Origin of the sequence: Pseudorhodoferax sp. LjRoot39, assembly GCF_964253035.1 — a bacterium.
In the GTDB taxonomy this organism is placed as follows: Bacteria; Pseudomonadota; Gammaproteobacteria; order Burkholderiales; family Burkholderiaceae_C; genus Pseudorhodoferax.
In genome coordinates, this window is sequence record NZ_CAXUQL020000001.1 from 6492511 (window position 1) to 6511906 (window position 19396).

At 69.3% G+C, this 19396-nt stretch carries 23 protein-coding genes; 12 read left to right on the forward strand and 11 right to left on the reverse strand.

What is annotated here, in order from left to right; translation table 11 throughout:
* Positions 1 to 2 precede the first annotated feature (2 nt).
* The 3 genes from dut to coaBC are packed head-to-tail and all read right to left on the reverse strand — an operon-like array spanning position 3 to position 2022.
* A complete protein-coding gene (dut, locus tag ACSQ4M_RS30335; RefSeq protein WP_436193086.1) occupies positions 3 to 449 on the reverse strand; it encodes a dUTP diphosphatase in 447 nt (148 codons plus the stop codon).
* Complete coding sequence (locus tag ACSQ4M_RS30340) at positions 446 to 778, reverse strand: hypothetical protein (RefSeq protein ID WP_436193087.1); 333 nt, start codon at positions 776 to 778, stop codon at positions 446 to 448. The genes dut and ACSQ4M_RS30340 overlap by 4 nt, the downstream gene beginning before the upstream one ends.
* Complete coding sequence (gene coaBC, locus ACSQ4M_RS30345) at positions 778 to 2022, reverse strand: bifunctional phosphopantothenoylcysteine decarboxylase/phosphopantothenate--cysteine ligase CoaBC (RefSeq protein WP_436193088.1); 1245 nt, start codon at positions 2020 to 2022, stop codon at positions 778 to 780. Before coaBC ends, ACSQ4M_RS30340 begins: the two co-directional genes overlap by 1 nt.
* A 136-nt stretch (positions 2023 to 2158) precedes the next feature.
* On the opposite strand from coaBC, the gene ACSQ4M_RS30350 reads away from it, so the two are divergent.
* From ACSQ4M_RS30350 to ACSQ4M_RS30390, 9 genes are all read left to right on the forward strand, one after another.
* On the forward strand, positions 2159 to 3847 hold the full coding sequence (locus tag ACSQ4M_RS30350) for a CTP synthase (protein WP_436193089.1): 1689 nt from the start codon (positions 2159 to 2161) through the stop codon (positions 3845 to 3847).
* A gap of 25 nt (positions 3848 to 3872) precedes the next feature.
* Positions 3873 to 4163: a DUF1330 domain-containing protein gene (locus tag ACSQ4M_RS30355; RefSeq protein ID WP_436193090.1), complete on the forward strand. Its 291-nt coding sequence runs from the start codon at positions 3873 to 3875 to the stop codon at positions 4161 to 4163.
* A gap of 43 nt (positions 4164 to 4206) precedes the next feature.
* Entirely contained in the window at positions 4207 to 5490 is a 1284-nt protein-coding gene (gene eno, locus ACSQ4M_RS30360; RefSeq protein WP_056656184.1) for a phosphopyruvate hydratase, read from the forward strand.
* A 34-nt stretch (positions 5491 to 5524) separates the two neighbouring features.
* Complete coding sequence (locus tag ACSQ4M_RS30365) at positions 5525 to 5800, forward strand: septum formation initiator family protein (RefSeq protein ID WP_436193091.1); 276 nt, start codon at positions 5525 to 5527, stop codon at positions 5798 to 5800.
* A 269-nt stretch (positions 5801 to 6069) separates the two neighbouring features.
* Positions 6070 to 6717 carry a nicotinamide riboside transporter PnuC gene (pnuC, locus tag ACSQ4M_RS30370; RefSeq protein ID WP_436193092.1) on the forward strand — a complete coding sequence of 216 codons (648 nt, stop codon included), beginning with the start codon at positions 6070 to 6072 and terminating at the stop codon, positions 6715 to 6717.
* A gap of 7 nt (positions 6718 to 6724) precedes the next feature.
* A complete protein-coding gene (locus tag ACSQ4M_RS30375) occupies positions 6725 to 7369 on the forward strand; it encodes an AAA family ATPase (protein ID WP_436193093.1) in 645 nt (214 codons plus the stop codon).
* Between the two features lie 80 nt (positions 7370 to 7449).
* A complete protein-coding gene (locus tag ACSQ4M_RS30380; protein WP_436193094.1) occupies positions 7450 to 8001 on the forward strand; it encodes an RNA polymerase sigma factor in 552 nt (183 codons plus the stop codon).
* Positions 7989 to 8864 (forward strand): FecR family protein, encoded by an 876-nt coding sequence (locus tag ACSQ4M_RS30385; protein ID WP_436193095.1) that lies wholly within the window; start codon positions 7989 to 7991, stop codon positions 8862 to 8864. Before ACSQ4M_RS30380 ends, ACSQ4M_RS30385 begins: the two co-directional genes overlap by 13 nt.
* Positions 8865 to 8953: 89 nt before the next feature.
* Positions 8954 to 11389 (forward strand): TonB-dependent siderophore receptor, encoded by a 2436-nt coding sequence (locus ACSQ4M_RS30390; RefSeq protein WP_436193096.1) that lies wholly within the window; start codon positions 8954 to 8956, stop codon positions 11387 to 11389.
* 30 nt (positions 11390 to 11419) lie between these two features.
* Here ACSQ4M_RS30390 and ACSQ4M_RS30395 read toward each other — a convergent pair whose 3' ends face one another.
* The 3 genes from ACSQ4M_RS30395 to ACSQ4M_RS30405 are packed head-to-tail and all read right to left on the reverse strand — an operon-like array spanning position 11420 to position 13797.
* On the reverse strand, positions 11420 to 12427 hold the full coding sequence (locus ACSQ4M_RS30395) for an Hsp33 family molecular chaperone HslO (RefSeq protein WP_436193097.1): 1008 nt from the start codon (positions 12425 to 12427) through the stop codon (positions 11420 to 11422).
* Positions 12427 to 12951 (reverse strand): gamma carbonic anhydrase family protein, encoded by a 525-nt coding sequence (locus tag ACSQ4M_RS30400; RefSeq protein ID WP_436193098.1) that lies wholly within the window; start codon positions 12949 to 12951, stop codon positions 12427 to 12429. The genes ACSQ4M_RS30395 and ACSQ4M_RS30400 overlap by 1 nt, the downstream gene beginning before the upstream one ends.
* Positions 12952 to 12978: 27 nt before the next feature.
* Complete coding sequence (locus tag ACSQ4M_RS30405) at positions 12979 to 13797, reverse strand: ferritin-like domain-containing protein (RefSeq protein ID WP_436193099.1); 819 nt, start codon at positions 13795 to 13797, stop codon at positions 12979 to 12981.
* A 95-nt stretch (positions 13798 to 13892) separates the two neighbouring features.
* On the opposite strand from ACSQ4M_RS30405, the gene ACSQ4M_RS30410 reads away from it, so the two are divergent.
* Together ACSQ4M_RS30410 and ACSQ4M_RS30415 are read left to right on the forward strand one after the other, a co-directional pair.
* Positions 13893 to 15119 carry an EAL and HDOD domain-containing protein gene (locus ACSQ4M_RS30410; RefSeq protein WP_436193100.1) on the forward strand — a complete coding sequence of 409 codons (1227 nt, stop codon included), beginning with the start codon at positions 13893 to 13895 and terminating at the stop codon, positions 15117 to 15119.
* 70 nt (positions 15120 to 15189) lie between these two features.
* On the forward strand, positions 15190 to 16449 hold the full coding sequence (locus tag ACSQ4M_RS30415) for an EAL and HDOD domain-containing protein (RefSeq protein WP_436193101.1): 1260 nt from the start codon (positions 15190 to 15192) through the stop codon (positions 16447 to 16449).
* 22 nt (positions 16450 to 16471) lie between these two features.
* On the opposite strand, the gene ACSQ4M_RS30420 is transcribed toward ACSQ4M_RS30415, so the two are convergent.
* Positions 16472 to 16720 carry a hypothetical protein gene (locus ACSQ4M_RS30420; protein ID WP_056656220.1) on the reverse strand — a complete coding sequence of 83 codons (249 nt, stop codon included), beginning with the start codon at positions 16718 to 16720 and terminating at the stop codon, positions 16472 to 16474.
* 296 nt (positions 16721 to 17016) lie between these two features.
* Here ACSQ4M_RS30420 and ACSQ4M_RS30425 point away from each other — a divergent pair, with 296 nt between their 5' ends.
* Positions 17017 to 17307 (forward strand): hypothetical protein, encoded by a 291-nt coding sequence (locus ACSQ4M_RS30425; protein ID WP_436193102.1) that lies wholly within the window; start codon positions 17017 to 17019, stop codon positions 17305 to 17307.
* Between the two features lie 16 nt (positions 17308 to 17323).
* On the opposite strand, the gene ACSQ4M_RS30430 is transcribed toward ACSQ4M_RS30425, so the two are convergent.
* The 4 genes from ACSQ4M_RS30430 to ACSQ4M_RS30445 all read right to left on the reverse strand — a co-directional run bounded on the left by ACSQ4M_RS30430 (position 17324) and on the right by ACSQ4M_RS30445 (position 19395).
* The gene (locus ACSQ4M_RS30430; protein ID WP_436193103.1) at positions 17324 to 17701 is read right to left on the reverse strand and encodes a response regulator; all 378 of its coding nucleotides are present in this window, start codon (positions 17699 to 17701) and stop codon (positions 17324 to 17326) included.
* A gap of 11 nt (positions 17702 to 17712) precedes the next feature.
* Positions 17713 to 18327, reverse strand: coding sequence for a porin family protein (locus ACSQ4M_RS30435; protein WP_436193104.1), 615 nt, complete (start codon positions 18325 to 18327; stop codon positions 17713 to 17715).
* Positions 18328 to 18426: 99 nt separating this feature from the next.
* Complete coding sequence (locus ACSQ4M_RS30440) at positions 18427 to 18837, reverse strand: Fur family transcriptional regulator (protein WP_436193105.1); 411 nt, start codon at positions 18835 to 18837, stop codon at positions 18427 to 18429.
* A gap of 3 nt (positions 18838 to 18840) precedes the next feature.
* Positions 18841 to 19395, reverse strand: a complete 555-nt coding sequence (locus ACSQ4M_RS30445) for a DUF3299 domain-containing protein (RefSeq protein WP_436193106.1) — start codon at positions 19393 to 19395, stop codon at positions 18841 to 18843.
* Position 19396: the final 1 nt, after the last annotated feature.

Genomic DNA, 19396 nt, shown 5'->3' on the forward strand with positions numbered 1-19396 from the left:
CTTCAGGCGGTCCCGGTGGAGCCGTAGCCGCCCGCGCCGCGGCTGGAGGCTTCGAAGTCCTGCACGATGTTGAACTGCGCCTGCACCACGGGCACCACCACGAGTTGCGCAATGCGCTCCATGGGCTGCACGGTGTAGGCCGTGCTGCTGCGGTTCCAGGCGCTGACCATCAGTTGTCCCTGGTAGTCGCTGTCGATCAGACCAACAAGGTTGCCCAGCACGATGCCGTGCTTGTGGCCCAGGCCCGAGCGCGGCAGGATCATGGCGGCATAGCCGGGGTCTGCCAGGTGGATGGCGATGCCGGTGGGAACCAATTCCCAGGCGCCGGGCGCCAGCAACAGCGGCGCCTCCAGGCAGGCGCGCAGGTCCAGGCCGGCACTGCCCGGCGTGGCATAGGCCGGCAGCTGTTCGGCCATGCGGGGGTCGAGGATCTTGACGTCGATGTTCATGGTTTTGACTGGAGCAGGTTGCGCCACGGCAGCTTGCGCAGGCGCAGGAAGGCGAAGACGAGGTAGGCCAGCGCCACCAGAGCGCCCCAGGGCGCCAACAGCGGCACGGCCGCGGACAGCATGAGCCAGGCCACGTACAGGAACAGCGCGCCCTGCACCACCTGGCGCAGCGGCGCGAAGGCCTTGGCGGCCGCGGGGACGGCCTTGGGCAAGGGCGTGCGCGGTGGGCGCTTGGTCGCAGGCGCGCCGACCGGCGGTGGCGGCCGGGTCAGTTGCTCGATGTAGCGTGCGAAGTCGCCATCGGGCGGCGTGTCGTAGGGCGAGGGCATCAGCGCAGGCGCGTGGCGATCTCGGCCACCAGTTGGCGCGCCAGCGCCAGCTTGGGCGCATGCGGCAGTTCGCGCGCGCCGGCCTCGTCGACCAGCAGCAGGGCGTTGTGGTCCTGGCCGAAGGTGGCAGGACCGATGTTGCCCACCAGCAGCGGCACGCCCTTGCGCACGCGCTTGGCCTGCGCGTTCTGCAGCAGGGCCTCGCTCTCGGCGGCGAAGCCCACGCAATACAGCTGGCCGCTCCTGGCGCGCGGCGACTGCGCAACGCGCGCCAGCACGTCGGTGTTCTCCACGAAGCGCAGTGTCGGCACCTGGCCCGAGCCGTCCTTCTTGATCTTCTGCTCGGCCGCAACGGCTGGCCGCCAGTCGGCCACGGCGGCAGTGGCGACGAACACCGAGGCCGCGTCCACATGCTGCTCCACCGCCACCAGCAGGTCCTGCGCCGAGCGCACGTCCACACGCGTGACGCCGCGCGGCGTCGTGAGGTGCACAGGGCCCGCCACCAGCGTCACGCGCGCACCGGCCTCGCGCGCCGCACGCGCAATGGCGAAGCCCATCTTGCCGCTGGACAGGTTGGTGATGCCGCGCACCGGGTCGATGGCCTCGAAGGTGGGCCCTGCCGTGACCAGCAGATGCTGGCCCGCGAGCGGCTTGGGCGACAGATGGGCGATGAGGTCCTCGACGATCTCGGCCGCTTCCAGCATGCGGCCGTCGCCGGTCTCGCCGCAGGCCTGCGGGCCGTTGCCCACGCCCAGCAGCACCGCGCCATCGGCAGCCAGTTGCGCCATGTTGCGCTGGGTCGCCGGATGCAGCCACATCTCGCGGTTCATGGCCGGCGCCACCAGCAGCGGCACGCGCTGCATCGGCCGCGCCAGACACAGCAGGCTCAACAGTTCGTCCGAACGGCCCTGCACCAGCCGCGCGATGAAGTCGGCACTGCACGGCGCCAGCACGATCGCATCGGCCTCGCGCGAGAGGTTGATGTGCGGCATGTTGTTGGGCTCGCGCGCATCCCACTGCGAGCCATAGACAGGGCGGTTCGACAGCGCCTGCATGGTCACGGGCGTGATGAACCGCTCGGCCGCTTCGGTCATGACCACCTGCACCGTCGCGCCCTGCTTGACCAGCAGCCGGCACAGCTCGGCCGACTTGAAGCAGGCGATGCCGCCGGTCAGGCCCAGCACGATGTGGCGGCCGGCCAGATCGCCGGCCGCGCCCGGCCCTGGCTGGGCAGAGTTGTCCATGGGGTTCCCTCGTTGAACGTGGGGGCGCAATTTAGCAGACAAGGCAAGGCCACCCGCGGACGCACCGCAATGGGGCCGGGCGCCCTCCTATAATCTCGCTTTACCACCTCCCCGGGAACGTTTTCCCGACCCTGACATGACCAAATTCGTCTTCGTCACCGGCGGTGTGGTGTCCTCCCTCGGCAAGGGAATCGCCTCAGCCTCCCTTGCTGCGATCCTGGAATCGCGTGGCCTGAAGGTCACCCTCATCAAGCTCGATCCGTACATCAACGTCGATCCCGGCACGATGTCGCCGTTCCAGCATGGCGAAGTGTTCGTCACCGACGATGGCGCCGAGACCGACCTGGACCTGGGCCACTACGAACGCTTCATCGAAACGCGCATGCGGCGCACCAACAACTTCACCACGGGCAAGATCTACCAGTCCGTGCTGGAGAAGGAACGCCGCGGCGACTACCTGGGCAAGACCGTCCAGGTGATCCCGCACGTGACCAACGAGATCCAGGAGTACATCAAGCGCGGTGCCGGCGTCGGCACGCCGGATGCCGTGGACGTCGCCATCGTCGAGATCGGCGGCACCGTGGGCGACATCGAATCGCTGCCTTTCCTGGAAGCCGTGCGCCAGATGAGCCTGCGCATGGGCCCGAACCAGGCCGCCTTCGTGCACCTGACCTACCTGCCCTGGATCGCCGCGGCCGGCGAGCTCAAGACCAAGCCGACCCAGCACACGGTGCAGAAGCTGCGCGAGATCGGCATCCAGGCCGACGCGCTGCTGTGCCGCGCCGACCGCCGCATCCCCGACGAGGAAGCCGAGAAGATCTCCCTCTTCACCAACGTGGCGCGCTGGGGCGTGATCTCCATGTGGGACGTGGACACCATCTACAAAGTGCCGCGCATGCTGCACGAGCAGGGCCTGGACGGGCTGATCTGCGACAAGCTGCGCCTGAACACGCCGCCGGCCAAGCTCAAGCGCTGGGACGACCTGGTCTATGAGACCGAGCACCCGCAGCACGAGGTCAACATCGCCATGGTCGGCAAGTACGTTGACCTGTCGGACAGCTACAAGTCGCTCAACGAGGCGCTGCGCCACGCCGGCATGCGCAACCATGCGCGCGTGAAGATCAGCTACCTCGATTCCGAGACCATCACACCGGGCAATGTCGCGCAGCTGGCGCAGTACGACGCGATCCTGGTGCCGGGCGGCTTCGGCAAGCGCGGTGTCGAAGGCAAGATCTGCGCGGCGCGCTATGCGCGCGAGCAGCGCGTGCCCTACCTGGGCATCTGCCTCGGAATGCAGGTCGCCACCATCGAGTTCGCGCGCCATGTGGCGGGCCTGGCCCATGCCAACAGCACCGAGTTCGAGCCGACTGCGCCGCACCCCGTGATCGCGCTGATCACCGAGTGGAAGGACGCCGACGGCAGCATCAAGACGCGCGACGAGAAGTCCGACCTGGGCGGCACCATGCGCCTCGGCGCGCAGAGCTCGGACGTGGCCAAGGGCACGCTGGCACACCAGATCTACGGCGACGTGGTGACCGAGCGCCACCGCCACCGCTACGAAGCCAACGTCAAGTACCTGGACAAGCTGCGCGCCGCCGGCCTCGTGATCTCTGCACTCACGCAGCGCGAGCAGCTGACCGAGATCGTCGAGCTGCCGCAGAGCCAGCACCCCTGGTTCATGGGCGTGCAGTTCCACCCCGAGTTCAAGTCCACCCCCTGGAACGGGCACCCGCTGTTCAACGCCTTCGTCAAGGCCGCGCTCGACCAGCAGCAGGCGCAACTGGCCCTGACGCAGGAACCGACCGAACCGGCCGCCACGGCCTGATCGCCACCACCGGAGACCCGACCGCGTGCCCAGCGCCTACATCCTTGCCGACGTGACCGTCACCAACCCCGCGCAGTACGAGGACTACAAGAAGTGGTCCTCGGCGGCGATGCAGACGCATGGTGCCGAGGTCTGCGTGCGTGGCGGCAAGGTCGAGGTGCTCGAAGGCGACTGGAGCCCGGCGCGCCTGGTGATGCTGAAGTTCCCCAACGTCGAGGCGGCCAAGGCCTTCAACGATTCGCCCGAGTACGGCAAGGCCCGTGCAGCGCGCCAGGGCGCGGCCATCATGCGCATGGTCGTGGTCGAGGGCGTCTGAGCCGCCTGCCCCACAATTCCTTAGCTCCTAGAAAGAAGCATCAATGAGTGCCATCGTAGACATCGTGGGTCGCGAGATCCTGGACAGCCGCGGCAACCCCACCGTCGAATGCGACGTGTTGCTGGAGTCCGGCACCATGGGCCGTGCAGCCGTTCCCTCGGGCGCCTCCACCGGCTCGCGCGAAGCCATCGAGCTGCGTGACGGCGACAAGAGCCGCTACCTGGGCAAGGGCGTGCTCAAGGCCGTCGAGCATGTCAACACCGAGATCAGCGAAGCCGTGCTGGGCCTGGACGCCTCCGAGCAGGCCTTCCTGGACAAGACCCTGATCGACCTGGATGGCACCGAGAACAAGTCGCGCCTGGGCGCCAATGCCATGCTGGCCGTCTCCATGGCCGTGGCCCGCGCCGCCGCCGAGGAATCGGGCCTGCCGCTGTACCGCTACTTCGGCGGCATGGGCGGCATCTCGCTGCCGGTGCCGATGATGAACGTCATCAACGGCGGCGCCCACGCCAACAACTCGCTGGACCTGCAGGAGTTCATGATCATCCCGGTCGGCGCCCCGAGCTTCCGCGAAGCCCTGCGCTACGGCACCGAGACCTTCCACGCGCTCAAGAAGATCCTGCACGACCAGGGCATCAGCACGGCCGTCGGCGACGAAGGCGGCTTCGCCCCCAGCGTGGCCAGCCACGAGGCCGCGATCCAGATGATCCTGCAGGCCATCGAGCAGGCCGGCTACAAGCCCGGCGAGCAGATCGCCCTGGGCCTGGACTGCGCCGCCTCCGAGTTCTACAAGGACGGCAAGTACGTGCTCGAAGGCGAAGGCCTGTCGCTGTCCAGCGAAGAGTGGACCGCCATGCTCTCGGGCTGGTGCGACAAGTACCCCATCATCAGCATCGAAGACGGCATGGCCGAAGGCGACTGGGATGGCTGGAAGCACCAGACCGACGTGCTGGGCAAGCGCGTGCAGCTGGTCGGCGACGACCTGTTCGTCACCAACACCAAGATCCTGCAGCAGGGCATCGAGCGTGGCGTGGCCAACTCCATTCTGATCAAGATCAACCAGATCGGTACGCTGACCGAGACCTTCGCCGCCATCGAGCTGGCCAAGACCTCGGGCTACACCTCGGTCATCAGCCACCGTTCGGGCGAGACCGAAGACTCCACCATCGCCGACATCGCGGTGGGCACCAACGCCGGCCAGATCAAGACCGGCTCGCTGTCGCGCTCGGACCGCATGGCCAAGTACAACCAGTTGCTGCGCATCGAGGAAGACCTCGGCGACGTCGCACGCTACCCGGGCCGCCGCGCGTTCAACGTGCTGCGCTGAGCCTCAGCTCCCACCTGCTCCGTCGACCGTTCCCATGGGCTCGCGCTTCGTTCCGGCCGTGCTGCTGGTGCTGCTGGCCGTCGTGCACGCCCAGCTGTGGTTCGGCCGCGGCAGCATCTCCAACGTGGCCGAGCTGCAGGAGCGGCTGTACGACCAGCAGGCCGCCAATGCCAAGGCCCAGGCCGTCAACGACCGGCTCTCGGCCGAGGTCGCCGACCTCAAGGACGGCCTGGAGATGGTGGAAGAAAAGGCGCGTGGCGAACTGGGCATGGTCAAGCCGAACGAACTGTTCGTGCAGCTCACGCGCTAAGAGGGCGTATCCGAAATGAACAGGCCCACGTGCGGCCCCAGGGCGCGGCCAATCAAGGCGCAAGGCGCCGTGCGGGCTGCCTGCCCGCACAAGCCTTGCAACGCCGAGTGGGCGTGCCCTGGGACCGCACCCTTCGGGCCGGGGTGCCCTGCGGCCATGGGCTGCGTTGCGCCACTTGTCCGGGCGGGCGGCACGGCCTGCGTGCCGCGCCTTGCCCATGGCCGCAGGGCACACCGGCGTGGGCCTGTTGATTTCGGATACGCCCTCTGATGCCCGAGCCGCTGATCGCCCTGTGGCTGTGGCTGCTGGAGCCGGCCTTCACGCTGTGGGGCGTGGCCAGCAGCTGGCTCGAGATCCTGGCCGTGCTGCTGGCGCTCGCCATGGTCGGTTTCAACATCCGTGAGCGGCACTGGGGCTGGCCATTGGCCGCCGTGAGTTCGCTGCTCTACTTCGGGCTCTTTTCGCGCAGCAAGCTGTACGGCGACGCTGCGCTGCAGATCTTCTTCGCCAGCGTGGCGCTGTGGGGCTGGTTCAACTGGCTGCGCGGCCACCGCGCCGACGGCTCGGCGCTGCACGTGGCGCGCCTGTCGGCGCTGGGCTGCTGGGCCGTGGTGGCGGCCTGCGCCGTGCTGTGGCCGCTGGTGGCACTGTTCCTCATGCGCTTCACCGACAGCGACGTGCCCTGGTGGGACGCCTTCCCCACGGCCGTGAGCCTGGTCGGCCAGTACCTGCTGGGCCGCAAGTACATCGAGAACTGGCTGGTCTGGCTGGTCGTCAACACCGTCAGCGTGGGCCTGTTCGCCTACAAGGGCCTGTGGCTCACCACGCTGCTCTATGCGCTCTTCATCGGCCTGAGCTGGCTGGGCTGGCAGGCCTGGAAGCGCCGGCTTCCGACGGCCGTTCCGAGCACTCCTTGAGTATTCAGTGAGCACCCGCATCGCGCTGCTCGGCGCCGAGAGCAGCGGCAAGACCGCGCTGTCCCAGGCGCTGGCCAAGGCGCTCGCCGGGCGCGGCCTCAGCGTGGAACTGGTGCCCGAACTGCTGCGCCAATGGTGTCTGGACGCCGGCCGCACGCCACGCCCGGACGAGCAGGACGGCATTGCACGCGCACACGCCGACACGATCGCAGCCGCCGACGCCAGGGCGCCGGACCTGCTCCTCGCCGACACCACGCCGCTCATGGTCGCCGTCTACAGCGACCTGCTGTTCGGCGACCGTGCGCTCTACCCCTTCGCGCTCGAACACCAGCGCAGCTACGCGCTGACCCTGGTCATGGGCCTGGACCTGCCCTGGGTGGCCGACGGCATCCTGCGCGATGGCCCGCAGGTGCAGGCGCCCGTGGACGCACTGGTGCGCGCCGCGCTGGAACGCGCCGGCCTGCCCTACCAGGTGGTCTACGGCCGTGGCCCGGCGCGGCTGGCCCGCGCGGAACGCGCGTTGCGCGCCCTGCCCGCGATCGCCGACCGTCTCGGCGCGCTTCCCGACGCGCGCGCCACCCGCTGGCGCTGCGCCTGTGACGGCGATGCCGTCTGCGAACACCGGCTGTTCCGCCACCTGACCGAGCGCTGAACCGGCCCTCCGCCCAGGCCGCATGGGCACACCATGCGAGAATTATTCTTATTCGTAACTTGGCCATGCCTGGCGGCAGCGTGTCCTCCGTCCCCTTCCATTCCATCCTGGTGGCCGCCCTCGTGCGCCACTACGAAGAACTCGTCGCCCATGTCTGGCGCGGCCCCGTCGCGCGCTGGAGCGACCGCAGCATGGCGCGCGAGGTGGTGCACGAGGTCTGCACCGAGCTGATCGCCGGCCCGCCCAGCCAGCCGCCGCGGATTCCGCTGGCCTTTCTGCGCACCGTCTGCACGCGCCGCGCGATCGACCGCTGCCGCCAGGAAGACCGGCACGCGCAGTGGGTGCAATGCGTAGAGACGCTGCCCGAGATCGCCGCCCCCGCCAGCGCCGAGCCGGCCGCCCTGCTATGGCAGCGCCAGCGCCTGGCCTTGCTGGCCGACAGCATCCAGGCGCTGCCGCCGCGCTGCCGCGATGTGTTCGTGATGCACCGCCTCCATGGCGTGGCGCAGCAGGACATCGCCTGCCACCTGGGCATCTCGGTCAAGACGGTGGAGAAGCACCTGCGCCTGGGCACCGACAGTTGCCGCGCAAGCATGGCACAGCAGCTGGACGCACTCGGATGGACGATTTGAACGCGGCCCCGCCCGCGCCGCCGCCGGCCGCGCCGGCCGCTGCTGCGGCCCAGTCCTTCGACGCCGCACTGCTGGCCGAGCGCGATGCACTGCGCGTGCTGTTCCCGCTGCCGCCCGCGCGCAGCCGCCCGGCCCCCGCGCAGCGGCTGCGCACGGCCGGCCTCACGGGCCTGGTGCTGGCCCTGTCCACCGCGCTGCTGCTCTGGTGGAACCCGGCCTGGCGTGTGGAGCGCCATGCCACCGCCATTGGCGAACACCGCAGCATCGCCCTGGCCGACGGCAGCCAGATCACGCTGGACACGGCCAGCGCCGTGCGCGTGGCCTGGCATCTGCGCAGCCGCGAAGCCGCGCTGCTGCAGGGCCGCGCGCGCTTCGACGTCGCGCACGACCGCCTGCGCCCCTTCACAGTGGACGCAGGCCCGGTGCAGGTGCGCGTGCTGGGCACCGTGTTCGACGTGCAGCGCCGCCAGGGCGAGGTGCGCGTCAGCGTGCTGCGCGGCCTGGTGCAGGTGCAGGGCAGCGGCCAGCCGGCGCAGCCATGGCTGCTGCACCCCGGCGAACGCCTGCGCATCGTCGGTGCCACGCCAACGCAGCCCGAACCCGTCGCGCCCGGCGATGCCGAAGGTGCCTGGGTACAGGGCCGGCTGGTGTTCGACCGGACCCCGTTGCGCGATGCGCTGGCCGAGGTGCAGCGCTACCGCAGCGCACCGATCCGCCTCTACGACGACGGCCGCCTGGGCCGACAGACCCTCTCGGGCGTGTTCGACACGGCGCAGACCGACCGGCTGCTGGACCTGCTGCCCGAGATCCTGAACGCCAAGGTCCAGCGGCAAGCCGACGGCAGCGTCAACATCTCGCGCTGAAGTCCGGCCCCGCAGGTAGGGTTGGCCGCCCTGCCGAACGACAGAGCTCCTGAACGCCATTTCTTTCCAAGAATTCAGGAGGTCTCCGCATGCCATTCCGTCCCCGTCCCCGGCCCCGTCCACTCCAGCGCCGCCTGCGCCCTGCGGCCATCGCTGCGGCCCTGCTGCTGGCCTGCGCCGCGCAGGCCCAGACGCGCGTCGCCATCGACATCGCCCCGGCACCGCTGGACCGCGCGCTGGGCCAGCTGGCACGCCAGGCCGGCGTGCAGATCCTGTTCTCCTCCGAACTTGCGCAGCGGCACGAGGCCACGGCCCTGCGCGGCGAATTCACGGCCCAGGAGGCGCTGCAGCGCCTGCTGGCCGGCAGCGGCCTGGTGGTGCGCGCGCGCGATGCGGCCACCTTCACGGTCGAGCCCGCACCGCCGGCCAGCAGCGCGACGCCGCTGGCCGAGGTTCAAGTCGTGGCCCAGGCCGACACCAGCGGCGCCACCGAGGGCACGGGCAGCTACACCACCGCAGCCGTCAGCACGGCCACCAAGCTGGCCCTCACGCTGCGCGAGACACCGCAGTCGGCCACCGTCATCACGCGCCAGCGCATGGACGACCAGGCCATGGTCAGCATCGTGGATGTGGTCAAGAACACGCCCGGCCTGTTCCTGAGCAGCTCCGACGGCGTCGGCCGGCCCAACATCACGGCGCGCGGCTTCAACGCCAGCGTCATGTACGAAGGCTTCACCAGCAGCTGGAGTTCGTTCATCCCCAGTTCGCAGGCCAATCTCGCGCTGTTCGACCGGGTCGAGGTGGTGCGCGGCGCCACCGGACTGGCGCAGGGCGCTGGCAGCCCATCGGCGGCCATCAACATGGTGCACAAGCGCCCGACGCGCGAATTCCAGGGCTCGGCCACCGTGAGTGCCGGCAGCTGGGACGACTACGGCCTCAGCGCAGACATCGGCGGGCCGCTGAACCAGGCCGGCACGCTGCGCGCCCGCTTCGTCGCCGCCGGTCAGGATGCACGCACTTTCCGCGATGTCGAGCGCCACGACCACGGCCTGCTCTACGGCGTGGCCGAGGCCGACCTGGGCGAACGCACGCTGCTCACGGCCGGTGCCTACCGCCAGACCGACTTCAGCAACCATTTCTGGTACGACCTGCCGATGTCCGGCACCGGCCAGCACCTGAACCTGCCGCGCTCGACCTTCGCCGGCAACGACTGGGAGCATGCGAACAACCGCGTGACGACTGCCTTCGCGACGCTGGAACACCGCCTGCAGAACGACTGGAAGCTGCGCCTGGCGACGCTGCAGACCTGGCGCGATGTCGACCTGCTGGGCACCGCCACCTACCGGCCCTCGGCCAGTGCCACCGACAACGTCTTCTACCAGTCGATCTGGGGCGGCACCTACCAGTACCAGCATCGCAACTACGACATCTCGGCCACCGGCCCGTTCGAACTGTTCGGCCGCAAGCACCAGTTCGTGGCCGGCGCCACGCACCAGGCGCTGACCGCCACCACGCACAACCGGACCTGGTCGCCGGCGCGCATCAATGGCGTGGACATCTTCCAGTACGACCCTTACGCGACGGCCGCACCGGTCGGCACCTTTACCACCGACGCGACCACGGTGACGACGCAGGACAGCGTGTACGCGGCCACGCACCTGCAGCTGACCCAGGGCTGGAAGCTGCTGCTCGGCAGCCGCCTGGACTGGTACGACTACGACAACCGCAGCGGCACGGGCAGCTACAAGATCACGCGCAACGTGACGCGCTACGCCGGTCTGACCTATGACATCGACCGCCAGCACAGCGTCTACGCCAGCTACACCGACATCTTCAACCCGCAGACGGCCAAGGGCATCGACGGCCAGATCCTCAAGCCCGTGGTCGGCGAGAACTACGAGATCGGCCTCAAGGGCGAGTACTTCGGCGGCGCGCTCAACGCCAGCCTGGCCTACTTCGAGATCAACCAGACCAACCGCGCCCGCACGCTGGACGACCAGAGCAGCTGCCCGAGCTTTCCCGAAATCTCCTGCTCCGAGGCCTCGGGCCTGGTCCGCACCAAGGGCATCGACCTGGAACTGCAGGGCGCGTTGACACCGCGCTGGCAGGTCGGCGCGGGCTACACCTACTCCGATACCCGCTACGTGCGCGATGCCACTGCGTCCAACATCGGCAAGCGCTTCACCACCGGAACCAACCCGCAGAACATGCTGAAGCTATCGACGATGTTCCAGTTCGACGGCGCCTGGCAGCAGTGGCGTGCCGGCGCGAGCGTCTACTGGCAGAGCCGGCTGTACACGGAGGGCACGACAGCGGGCCTGGCCTGGACCAACACCCAGGGCGCCTACGCGGTGGCCGACCTGATCGTCGGCTACAAGCCCATGCCCAAGCTGGACATCCAGCTCAACATCACGAACCTGTTCGACAAGGTCTACTACCGCGGCATCGCCTACTCTACGCAGTGGGGCACCGATGTCTACGGCGAGCCGCGCAAAGCCAAGCTCACGGCCCGCTACCAGTTCTGAGCCCTGCGGGCCGGCAGGCGCCGGCCCGGCTCACTGGACCGACTGGCTGCCCGGCGGCAGCGAGCCCGGCGGCGCGAAGATCTGCGCCGCGTCCACGGCGTCGAAGCGGTACTGCTGGCCGCAGAACTCGCAGCCCACCTCGATGTTCTCGCGCTCGGACAGGATGGACTCGGCCTCGGCCACGCCCAGGCCGCGGATCATCTGCGCCACGCGCTCGCGGCTGCAGGTGCAGGCGAAGCGCGGGCCGGCCTCGCCGGTCAGCGGCGCGAAGGTCAGCACGCCCTCTTCCCAGAAAAGGCGGCGCAGCACGGTGTCGATGTCCAGCGTCAGCAACTCCTCGCGCTTGAGCGTGCTGGCCAGGTGCGCGATGCGGTTGAAGTCCTCGTTCTGGCCCTGGGTGTCGGCCTGCTCGGTGGCCTCGCCCTCGCTGGACTGACCGGCCTGGCCGGCCAGGTTGGCCTCGCCCTTGACCGGCAGGCGCTGGATCAGCAGGCCAGCCGCCACTTGGGCGTCGGCCGCCAGCACCAGCACGGTGTCCAGCTGCTCGCTGTGCCGCATGTAGTGCTGCAGCACCTCGGCCATGCGGCCGAAGCTCTGCTCCTCGCCATCGCTCAGGGCCACCACACCCTGGTAGGGCTGCTGGCCCGGCTGCTTGCGCGCCGGATCGAGCGTGATCGCGCAACGGCCCTGACCGGTCTGGTTGATGAGCTCGGCCAGCGTGGCGCCGCTTTCCACCGGGCCGGTCAGCGAGGCGGTGGCCCGCACACGCAGGTCGGATTGCACCTCGACCACCGCCAGCTTGAGCGGACCGTCGCCGAAGACCTGCAGCACGAGCGCGCCGTCGAACTGGATGCCGGACTGCATCAGCACGGCCGCGGCCGTCATCTCGCCGAGCAGCGACTGCACGGGCGCGGGATAGGCCCCCGCCGTGGTGTTGGAGGCACGCCGACGCAGCACCTCCTGCCAGGCGTCGGTCAGGCGCACGATGGCGCCGCGCACGGGCAGGCCGTCGAACAGGAATTTGCGCAGTTCCGACATCAACCGATCTTCCGCAGGCCCGCGCGGTAGCGCCGGGCATTGGCCATGTAGTGCTGGGCGCTGCGGCGCAGGCCCTCGATCTGCTCGGGCGTCAGCTGGCGCACCACCTTGGCGGGGCTGCCGACGATCATCGAGCCGTCCGGGAATTCCTTGCCCTCGGTCACGAGCGCGCCCGCGCCGACCAGGCAATTGCGACCGATCTTGGCGTGGTTGAGCACGATGGCGCCGATGCCGATCAGCGATTCGTCGCCCACGGTGCAGCCATGCAGCATGACCTGGTGGCCCACCGTGACATGCTTGCCGATGGTGAGCGGCACGCCTTCGTCGGCGTGCAGCACGCTGTTGTCCTGGATGTTGCTGCCTTCGCCCACGGTGATCGGCCCGCTGTCGCCACGAATCACCACGCCGGGCCAGACACTGCTGTCAGGCCCCAGCGCCACGCCGCCGATCACCTGGGCGCTGTCGGCCACCCAGGCCGTCTCGGCCACCTGGGGCGTGCGTTCATCCAAAGCGTACAAAGCCATCTTGCGTCCTCGTGGTGGTGTCTGCGGTCATTGTAGGGAGGCGTCCGGCTGCTGCAGGGCCAGGAGTTCGGCCTCGCTGAAGCCGGCCGCGCGCCGGGCGTCCAGGTTGAACGGCCCCCTGAGCCGCGGTGCACCGTAGCGCCGGGCCAGTTCGGCGTAGGCGGCCACCGGCTCCAGCCCGCGCGCCTTGCACAGCCACCCGTACCAGTGGTTGCCAATGGCCACGTGACCGACCTCGTCGGCCAGGATCACGTCCAGGATCTCGCCGGCCCGCAGATCGCCCGCGGCCACCAGCTTGGCGCGGATCGGCGGTGCGGCGTCCAGGCCGCGCGCCTCCAGCGTGCGCGGCACCAGGGCCAGGCGGGCGAGCAGGTCGTCCTGCGTCTTCTCCGCCATGTCCCACAGGCCGTTGTGGGCCGGGAAATCGCCATAGGCATGGCCCAGCGCTGCCAGATGTGCGGCCAGCAGCTGGAAGTGCAATGCCTCCTCCCGCGCCACGCGGGCCCAGTCGCGGTAGAAGGCCTCGGGCAGGCCGGAAAAGCGCCACAGGATGTCGCAGGCCAGGTTGATGGCGTTGAACTCGATGTGCGCCAGCGCGTGCAGCAGCACGGCACGGCCCGCGGGCGTGTGCACCGGCCGCGGCTTGAGCTGCTGGTGCGGCACCAGCACGGGCTGCGCCGGCCGGCCCGGCACGGGGGCCTGCGCCTGCAACCGCTGCTGCATGTCCAGCGGCAGGCCACCGTCCAGCGCACGGGCCAGCGCGGCCTTGCGGGCGGGCGTGCTTTCGCACAACGCGGCCAGCGCGGCCGGACGCAGGCCGGCTTCGATGTTCGGAGATCGGGTCAAGTGTGCAAGCCCATTGGAATGAGATGGCGTACGAATGAAACGTAGCGCCCTAGAATTCGGCAAGACTCCATTCTGGTTGAACCGCCACCCCCTCCATGACCGTTGCCGACACCGCGTCCATGCTGATCGCCCGCCAGCCCATCGTGGACAAGCGCCGGGCGGTGTTCGGCTACGAGCTGTTCGACCGCTCCCACTCCACGGACGCGCACACGCCGGCGCACGATGTGGCGCTGGTGTTCAGCGCGCTGGCCCACACCGGCAGCGAGACCCTGGTCGGCCAGTTCGCGATCTTCGTGCACAGCACCCACAACAGCCTGGCCGGCGGCCACCTGGACCTGGTCCAGCCCGAACGGCTGGTGCTGGAGATCGAAGGCATCGCGGGCGACGATCCGGCCGAGATCGAAGCGCATTCGCATGCCCTGCTGGGGCTGCGCAAACGCGGCTTCCGCCTGGCCTTCAGCCAGCAGGTGCTCGATCCAGCCTATGCCAGCTGGCAGCCGCTGGCCGACTTCATCAAGCTGGACCTTGCGGCCATCGACACCATGCAGCTGCCCAAGCTGATCCAGGCCGCGCAGACCCGGACCGGCGCGCGGCTGATCGCCGAGAAGACCGAGACCGCCGCCCAGTACGAGCAGTTGGCCGGCTACGGCGTGGAGCTGTTCCAGGGCTACTGGTTCGCCAAGCCCGACCTGATCAAGACGCGCCTGCTGCCACCTTCCCAGGCCAACGTGATCCAGCTCATCAACCTGGTGCGCAACCAGGCCAGCACCGACGAGATCGAGCAGGTGCTCAAGAAGGATGCGATGCTGGGCTTCAACCTGATGCGCCTGATCAACTCCTCGGGCTTCGGGCTCACGCGCGAGATCACCTCGTTCCGCCAGGCCGTCATGCTGCTGGGCCTGAAGAAGCTGTTCCGCTGGGCCGCGCTGCTGCTGACGACGGCCGGCGCCGGCGGTGCGTCGCCGGTGGTGGGCAGCACGGCGGTGGTGCGCGGCCGGCTCATGGAGCTGCTGGCGGCCGAGTCCATGTCGCCCGAGGAATGCGACGCCTCCTTCGTGGTGGGCGTGTTCTCGCTGCTGGACACCATGCTGGGCATGCCCATGGAGCAGGCCGTGGGCCTGCTGACGCTGCAGCCGCCGATCATCGACGCGCTGCTGCACGGCAACGGCCCGTATGCCGACCTGCTGGCCTTGGCGCGGGCCTGCGAAACCGGCGATGCCGAGGCATTCCGCCATGCCACGGCGGCCCTGCACCTCACCGAGCGCCAGGTCAGCCTGGCGCACCTCGACGCGCTGGCCTGGGCCGACACCCTCGTCGAGTGAGCCACGCCCACCCGCACCGGCCGACGCCTGCCCGCTGTCCAGAACCGCCTGCCCGCACGGAGCCCGCACCATGTCCATCATCTCCGACGCGCTGACCCCCATGAAGCCGCCTCCCGGCGATGCCGACAACCAGGTCGTGATCGCGCGGCAGGCCATCGTGGACGACACCCGGACGGTGCTCGGCTACGAGCTGTTCGACCGTTCGACCTCCCCCAGCCAGCACACGGCCGACAGCGACGCCGCCCTGCTGTTCAACGCGCTGTCGTTCGCCGACACCGAGACCCTGGTCGGCAACAAGCTCGTGTTCATCAACTGCACGCATGAAAGCCTGGCCGGCGGCCATCTGGAGCTGATCCATCCCGACAAGGTGGTGCTGGAGGTGCCGCCGATCGCCGGGCACGACCCCGCCCTCATCGCCAAGATGGCCGAGGTCATGCAGAAGCTGCACAAGGAGGGCTTTCGCTTCGCCTTCAACCACACCGTGTTGACGCGCGGCTACGCACCCTGGCGCGCGCTGGCGGCCTACGTCAAGCTGGACCTCATGGTGCTGTCCAGCGACAAGGTCGAAGCCTTCGTGCAGTTCGCGCGCAGCAACACCAGCGCCCAGCTGGTGGCCGAGAAGGTGGAAACGGGCGAGCAGCACAAGCTGCTGGCGAGCTACGGCGTCAAGCTGTTCCAGGGCTACTGGTTCGCCAAGCCGACCATGGTCAAGGCCCTGACGATCCGGCCGTCGCAGGCGACCATCCTGCGGCTCATCAACCTGGTGCGCAGCCAGGCCGACACCGCGGAGCTGGAAGAGCTGCTCAAGCGCGATCCCACGCTGTCGTTCAACCTGCTGCGCTTCATCAATGCCTCGGGCTTCGGCCTGAACTGCGAGATCACCTCGTTCCGCCACGCGCTCATGATCCTCGGCATGCACAAGCTGTTCCGCTGGGCCGCGCTGCTGGTGAGCACCTCGCGCAGCGGCGGCCCTCCACCCGCCATCGGCCAGACCGCGGCGGTGCGTGGCCGCCTCATGGAACTGCTGACGGCCGAACTGCTCTCGCCGGAGGAATGCGACAACGCCTTCACGGTCGGCGTGTTCTCGCTGCTGGACAGCATGCTGGGCGTGCCCATGGCCAAGGCACTGGAGTCGGTGGCCCTGCCAGGCCCGGTGGTCGACGCGCTGCTGCACCGCCGCGGCCTGTACGCGCCCTTCCTCGAATTGACCGAGGCCTGCGAGCGCGGCGACGATGCGGTGTTCGCGCGTGTTGCCAACGCGCTGGCGCTGTCGAGCCGGCAGGTGAACATGGCGCACCTGCAGGCGCTGGCCTGGGCTGAACCCACCTGAGGGCCTGGCCCGCTGCGCCGGCTCAGCCAGCGTCCTTGAGCGCCTTCTTGGCCTTGCCGGCGGACCGCTGGGACTGCTTCTTGTGGTAGTCCGATTTCACGTTGTTGACCACCTTGCCGACGGGGCCGCTCTTCTCGGCCTCGTTGTCGGCCCGCTTCTGGTCGATCTTGTGCTTGGCGGCATCGGTCGCCTCCGAGGCGGCCTTGCCGACCTGGGCGGAAGCGGTGGCCAGGCTCAGAGCCGCAACGGTTGCCAACAGAAACTTCTTCATCGGATCCTCCATCCGGACACACGCACATGCGTGCCCGACGATGCTCGGACCACGTGAGGACATGGCCTGTAGGCCGTTGCCACCGAAGCGTGCGCGACATCGTCACGGCACGGGCCCGGCTCAGCCGCCACGTGCCGGTTGCCCCACGACCTGCTCGGGCATGTAGGCCGGGCACGGACAAGGCGCACATGCTGATGCGCCCCCCGCCTACAAACGGCACGCCTGCGGCCACGCACGATCCCCATCGAAACCAGATGCAACAGCTGCGCCAGGGCGCAGCAAGAGGGGAGAACGACATGGATTTGCACCAGGCCCAGGCCTTGGCACTGATCGAGGAGCACCGGCGCGACGATGCATGCACGGCATTGCACGACACCGGCTACGGCGACCTGGCCGAGCAATGGCTGCAGGCGAGCAATGAATTCGAGACCGTGGCGCGCAACCGGCTGGAACCGGCCGCCATGGGGGGCTTGGACGCTCCCGTCAGCACCGACGTCTTGCGCGCCTATGCGCGCATGTGCATGAGCTGGTCGCGCATCGTGCAGCTGCGCGACCAGGCGGTCGGCTGGATGGAGCGACGCGACTGAAGCGCCCGGCCCGATTTCAGGCCTGGCTGCGCAACGACGCCACCATCCTGTGCAGCAGTTGCTCCAGGTCGTCGACTTCGAACGGCTTGGTCAGCGCCTGCACATGCGGCCCCAGCGCCGCCAGTTCGCCCCCCATGTCGTAACCCGAGCACAGCAGCACGTGCTGCGCCGGCTTGCGCGCCAGCACCTGCTGCGCCAGTTCCACGCCGGACAGTCCGGGCAGGCCCACATCGGTGATCAGGATGTCGCAATCGTCCTGCGCCAGCAGCGCCAGGCCCTCCTCGCCGCTGGCACAGACCGTCACTGCGTAGCCGGGCTCCTCCTCCAGCAGCATGGCAATGGAATCGCGCAGGTCTTCGTTGTCTTCGACGTACAGGATGCGGGTCTGGGGCATGGAGGCAGTGTCTAGAAGCGGTACTTGAGCCCGATGCTGGTGGACCGGACCCAGCCATTGTCGTCGCCAACGAAATCGAAACGGTGGCGCTGCCAATCCAGTACCGCCGACCACTGGCTGCTGAAGGCCCAGTCCACACCGAGGCCGTAGGCCGGCCCCCAGCCACTCGCACGGCCGGTGGCAATGCCGGCGCCGGGCGCGGCGTCGACGCGCGTGCGGCCCCAGGTGGTGCCGACGCGGCCGAACACCCCGAAGCCGGCGCCCACCTGGGCCCGGCCGACCAGGCTGAAGTTGACGCCCTCGGCCCGGGTGTCGCCACCCGCGCGCTCAAGGTCACCCATGCTCAGCAGGCCGAGCTCGGCACCGAAGTGGGGAGTGAACATGCTGCCCACATAGACATTGCCCGACAGGCTGGGCTGGTCGCAGCCGCCCGGGCCGCAGTCGAGCCGGTAGCTCGGTCGGCCCAGGTTCAGCCCCGCATAGCCGCCCGGCAGCCAGCTGCCGCGGCGCAGTTCGTAGTTCGCGCCGGATGCAGGGGATGAAGAGGTGCTGCTGCCCTGCGCGAAAGCGCAGGCGCAGGCCAGCAGACCGACGGCCAAGACCGCGCGCGTTCGCAAGCTGTCCATACGTCCTCCTGTGGGCGGGCCAGCGCGCCCGACGAGCGCATTGTCGCCACCGGCCTGCCGGACCATTGTGGGACAAAAGCCCGTCGGCGGGCGCTTTTCTCAGCTTCGCCGTGCGGCCGCGCCGCGGCGGCTGGCCTTGGGTGCCGCGCACTCGTCGCAGCGGCCATAGAGCGTGAGTTCGTGGCGCTCCACCACGAAACCGGGCGGCGCCAGTTTCTGCATGTCGCCCGGGCAGGCGTGCACGTCGAACACGCGGTGGCAGACGGTGCAGCTGAAATGGTGGTGGTGGTGGTGCCCGCCCGGCTCGAAGCGTGGCGCATCGCCGGGAAGCTCCACGCTCTGCACCTCGCCGGCCTCGGCCAGTTGCTTGAGGTTGCGGTAGACGGTGGCGATGCCCAGCGCCGGCACCTCGATCTGCGCCGCAGCCAGGATCTCGGTCGGCAGCAGCGGGCGGCCCGCCTGCACCAGGGCCTGGCGGATCGCGTCGCGCTGGCGTGTACTGCGCTCCACGCCTTATTTTTCCCGGTACTTTTCGACCTTGGCCACGCGCATGGTGTAGCCGGCCACGCCCATGGACGACGGCGCGCGCTCGATCTCCAGCCGGCCGTAGACCCAGACCGCCTCCATCGTGCGCAGGCCCGTGAACGGCTTCTCGGCCCGGCCCAGCAGGATCTGGTTGGACGGCGGCGGCGGCGTGTGGATGCAGGCGCCGAAGTACGGCACCAGCAGGAATTCGCGGATGCCCTGCTTGCCCTCTTCGAGCGGCACGAGGTAGCCGGGCAGCTTGGCGTCGATGCCGTTCATCGCGGCCACGGTGGGCGCGTTGTCCCAGATCTCGCGCAGCTTGTCCATGAGCTCCTTGGCGCGCGGGTCGGTGTCCTGCAGGCCGCCGGCACCGCCGCTCAGGCCCTGCAGGTCTTTCGCCGGGTCCCAGCCGGCCGGCACCAGCTCGGTCCAGGTGATCTCGCGGAACTGCGCAGCCCGGGCGGCCAGCGGCGCCAGGGCGGCAGCGGCGCAGGCGGTCAGGGCGGCCCGGCGCGTCGGCAAGCGGTCACGGTCTTGGAACATG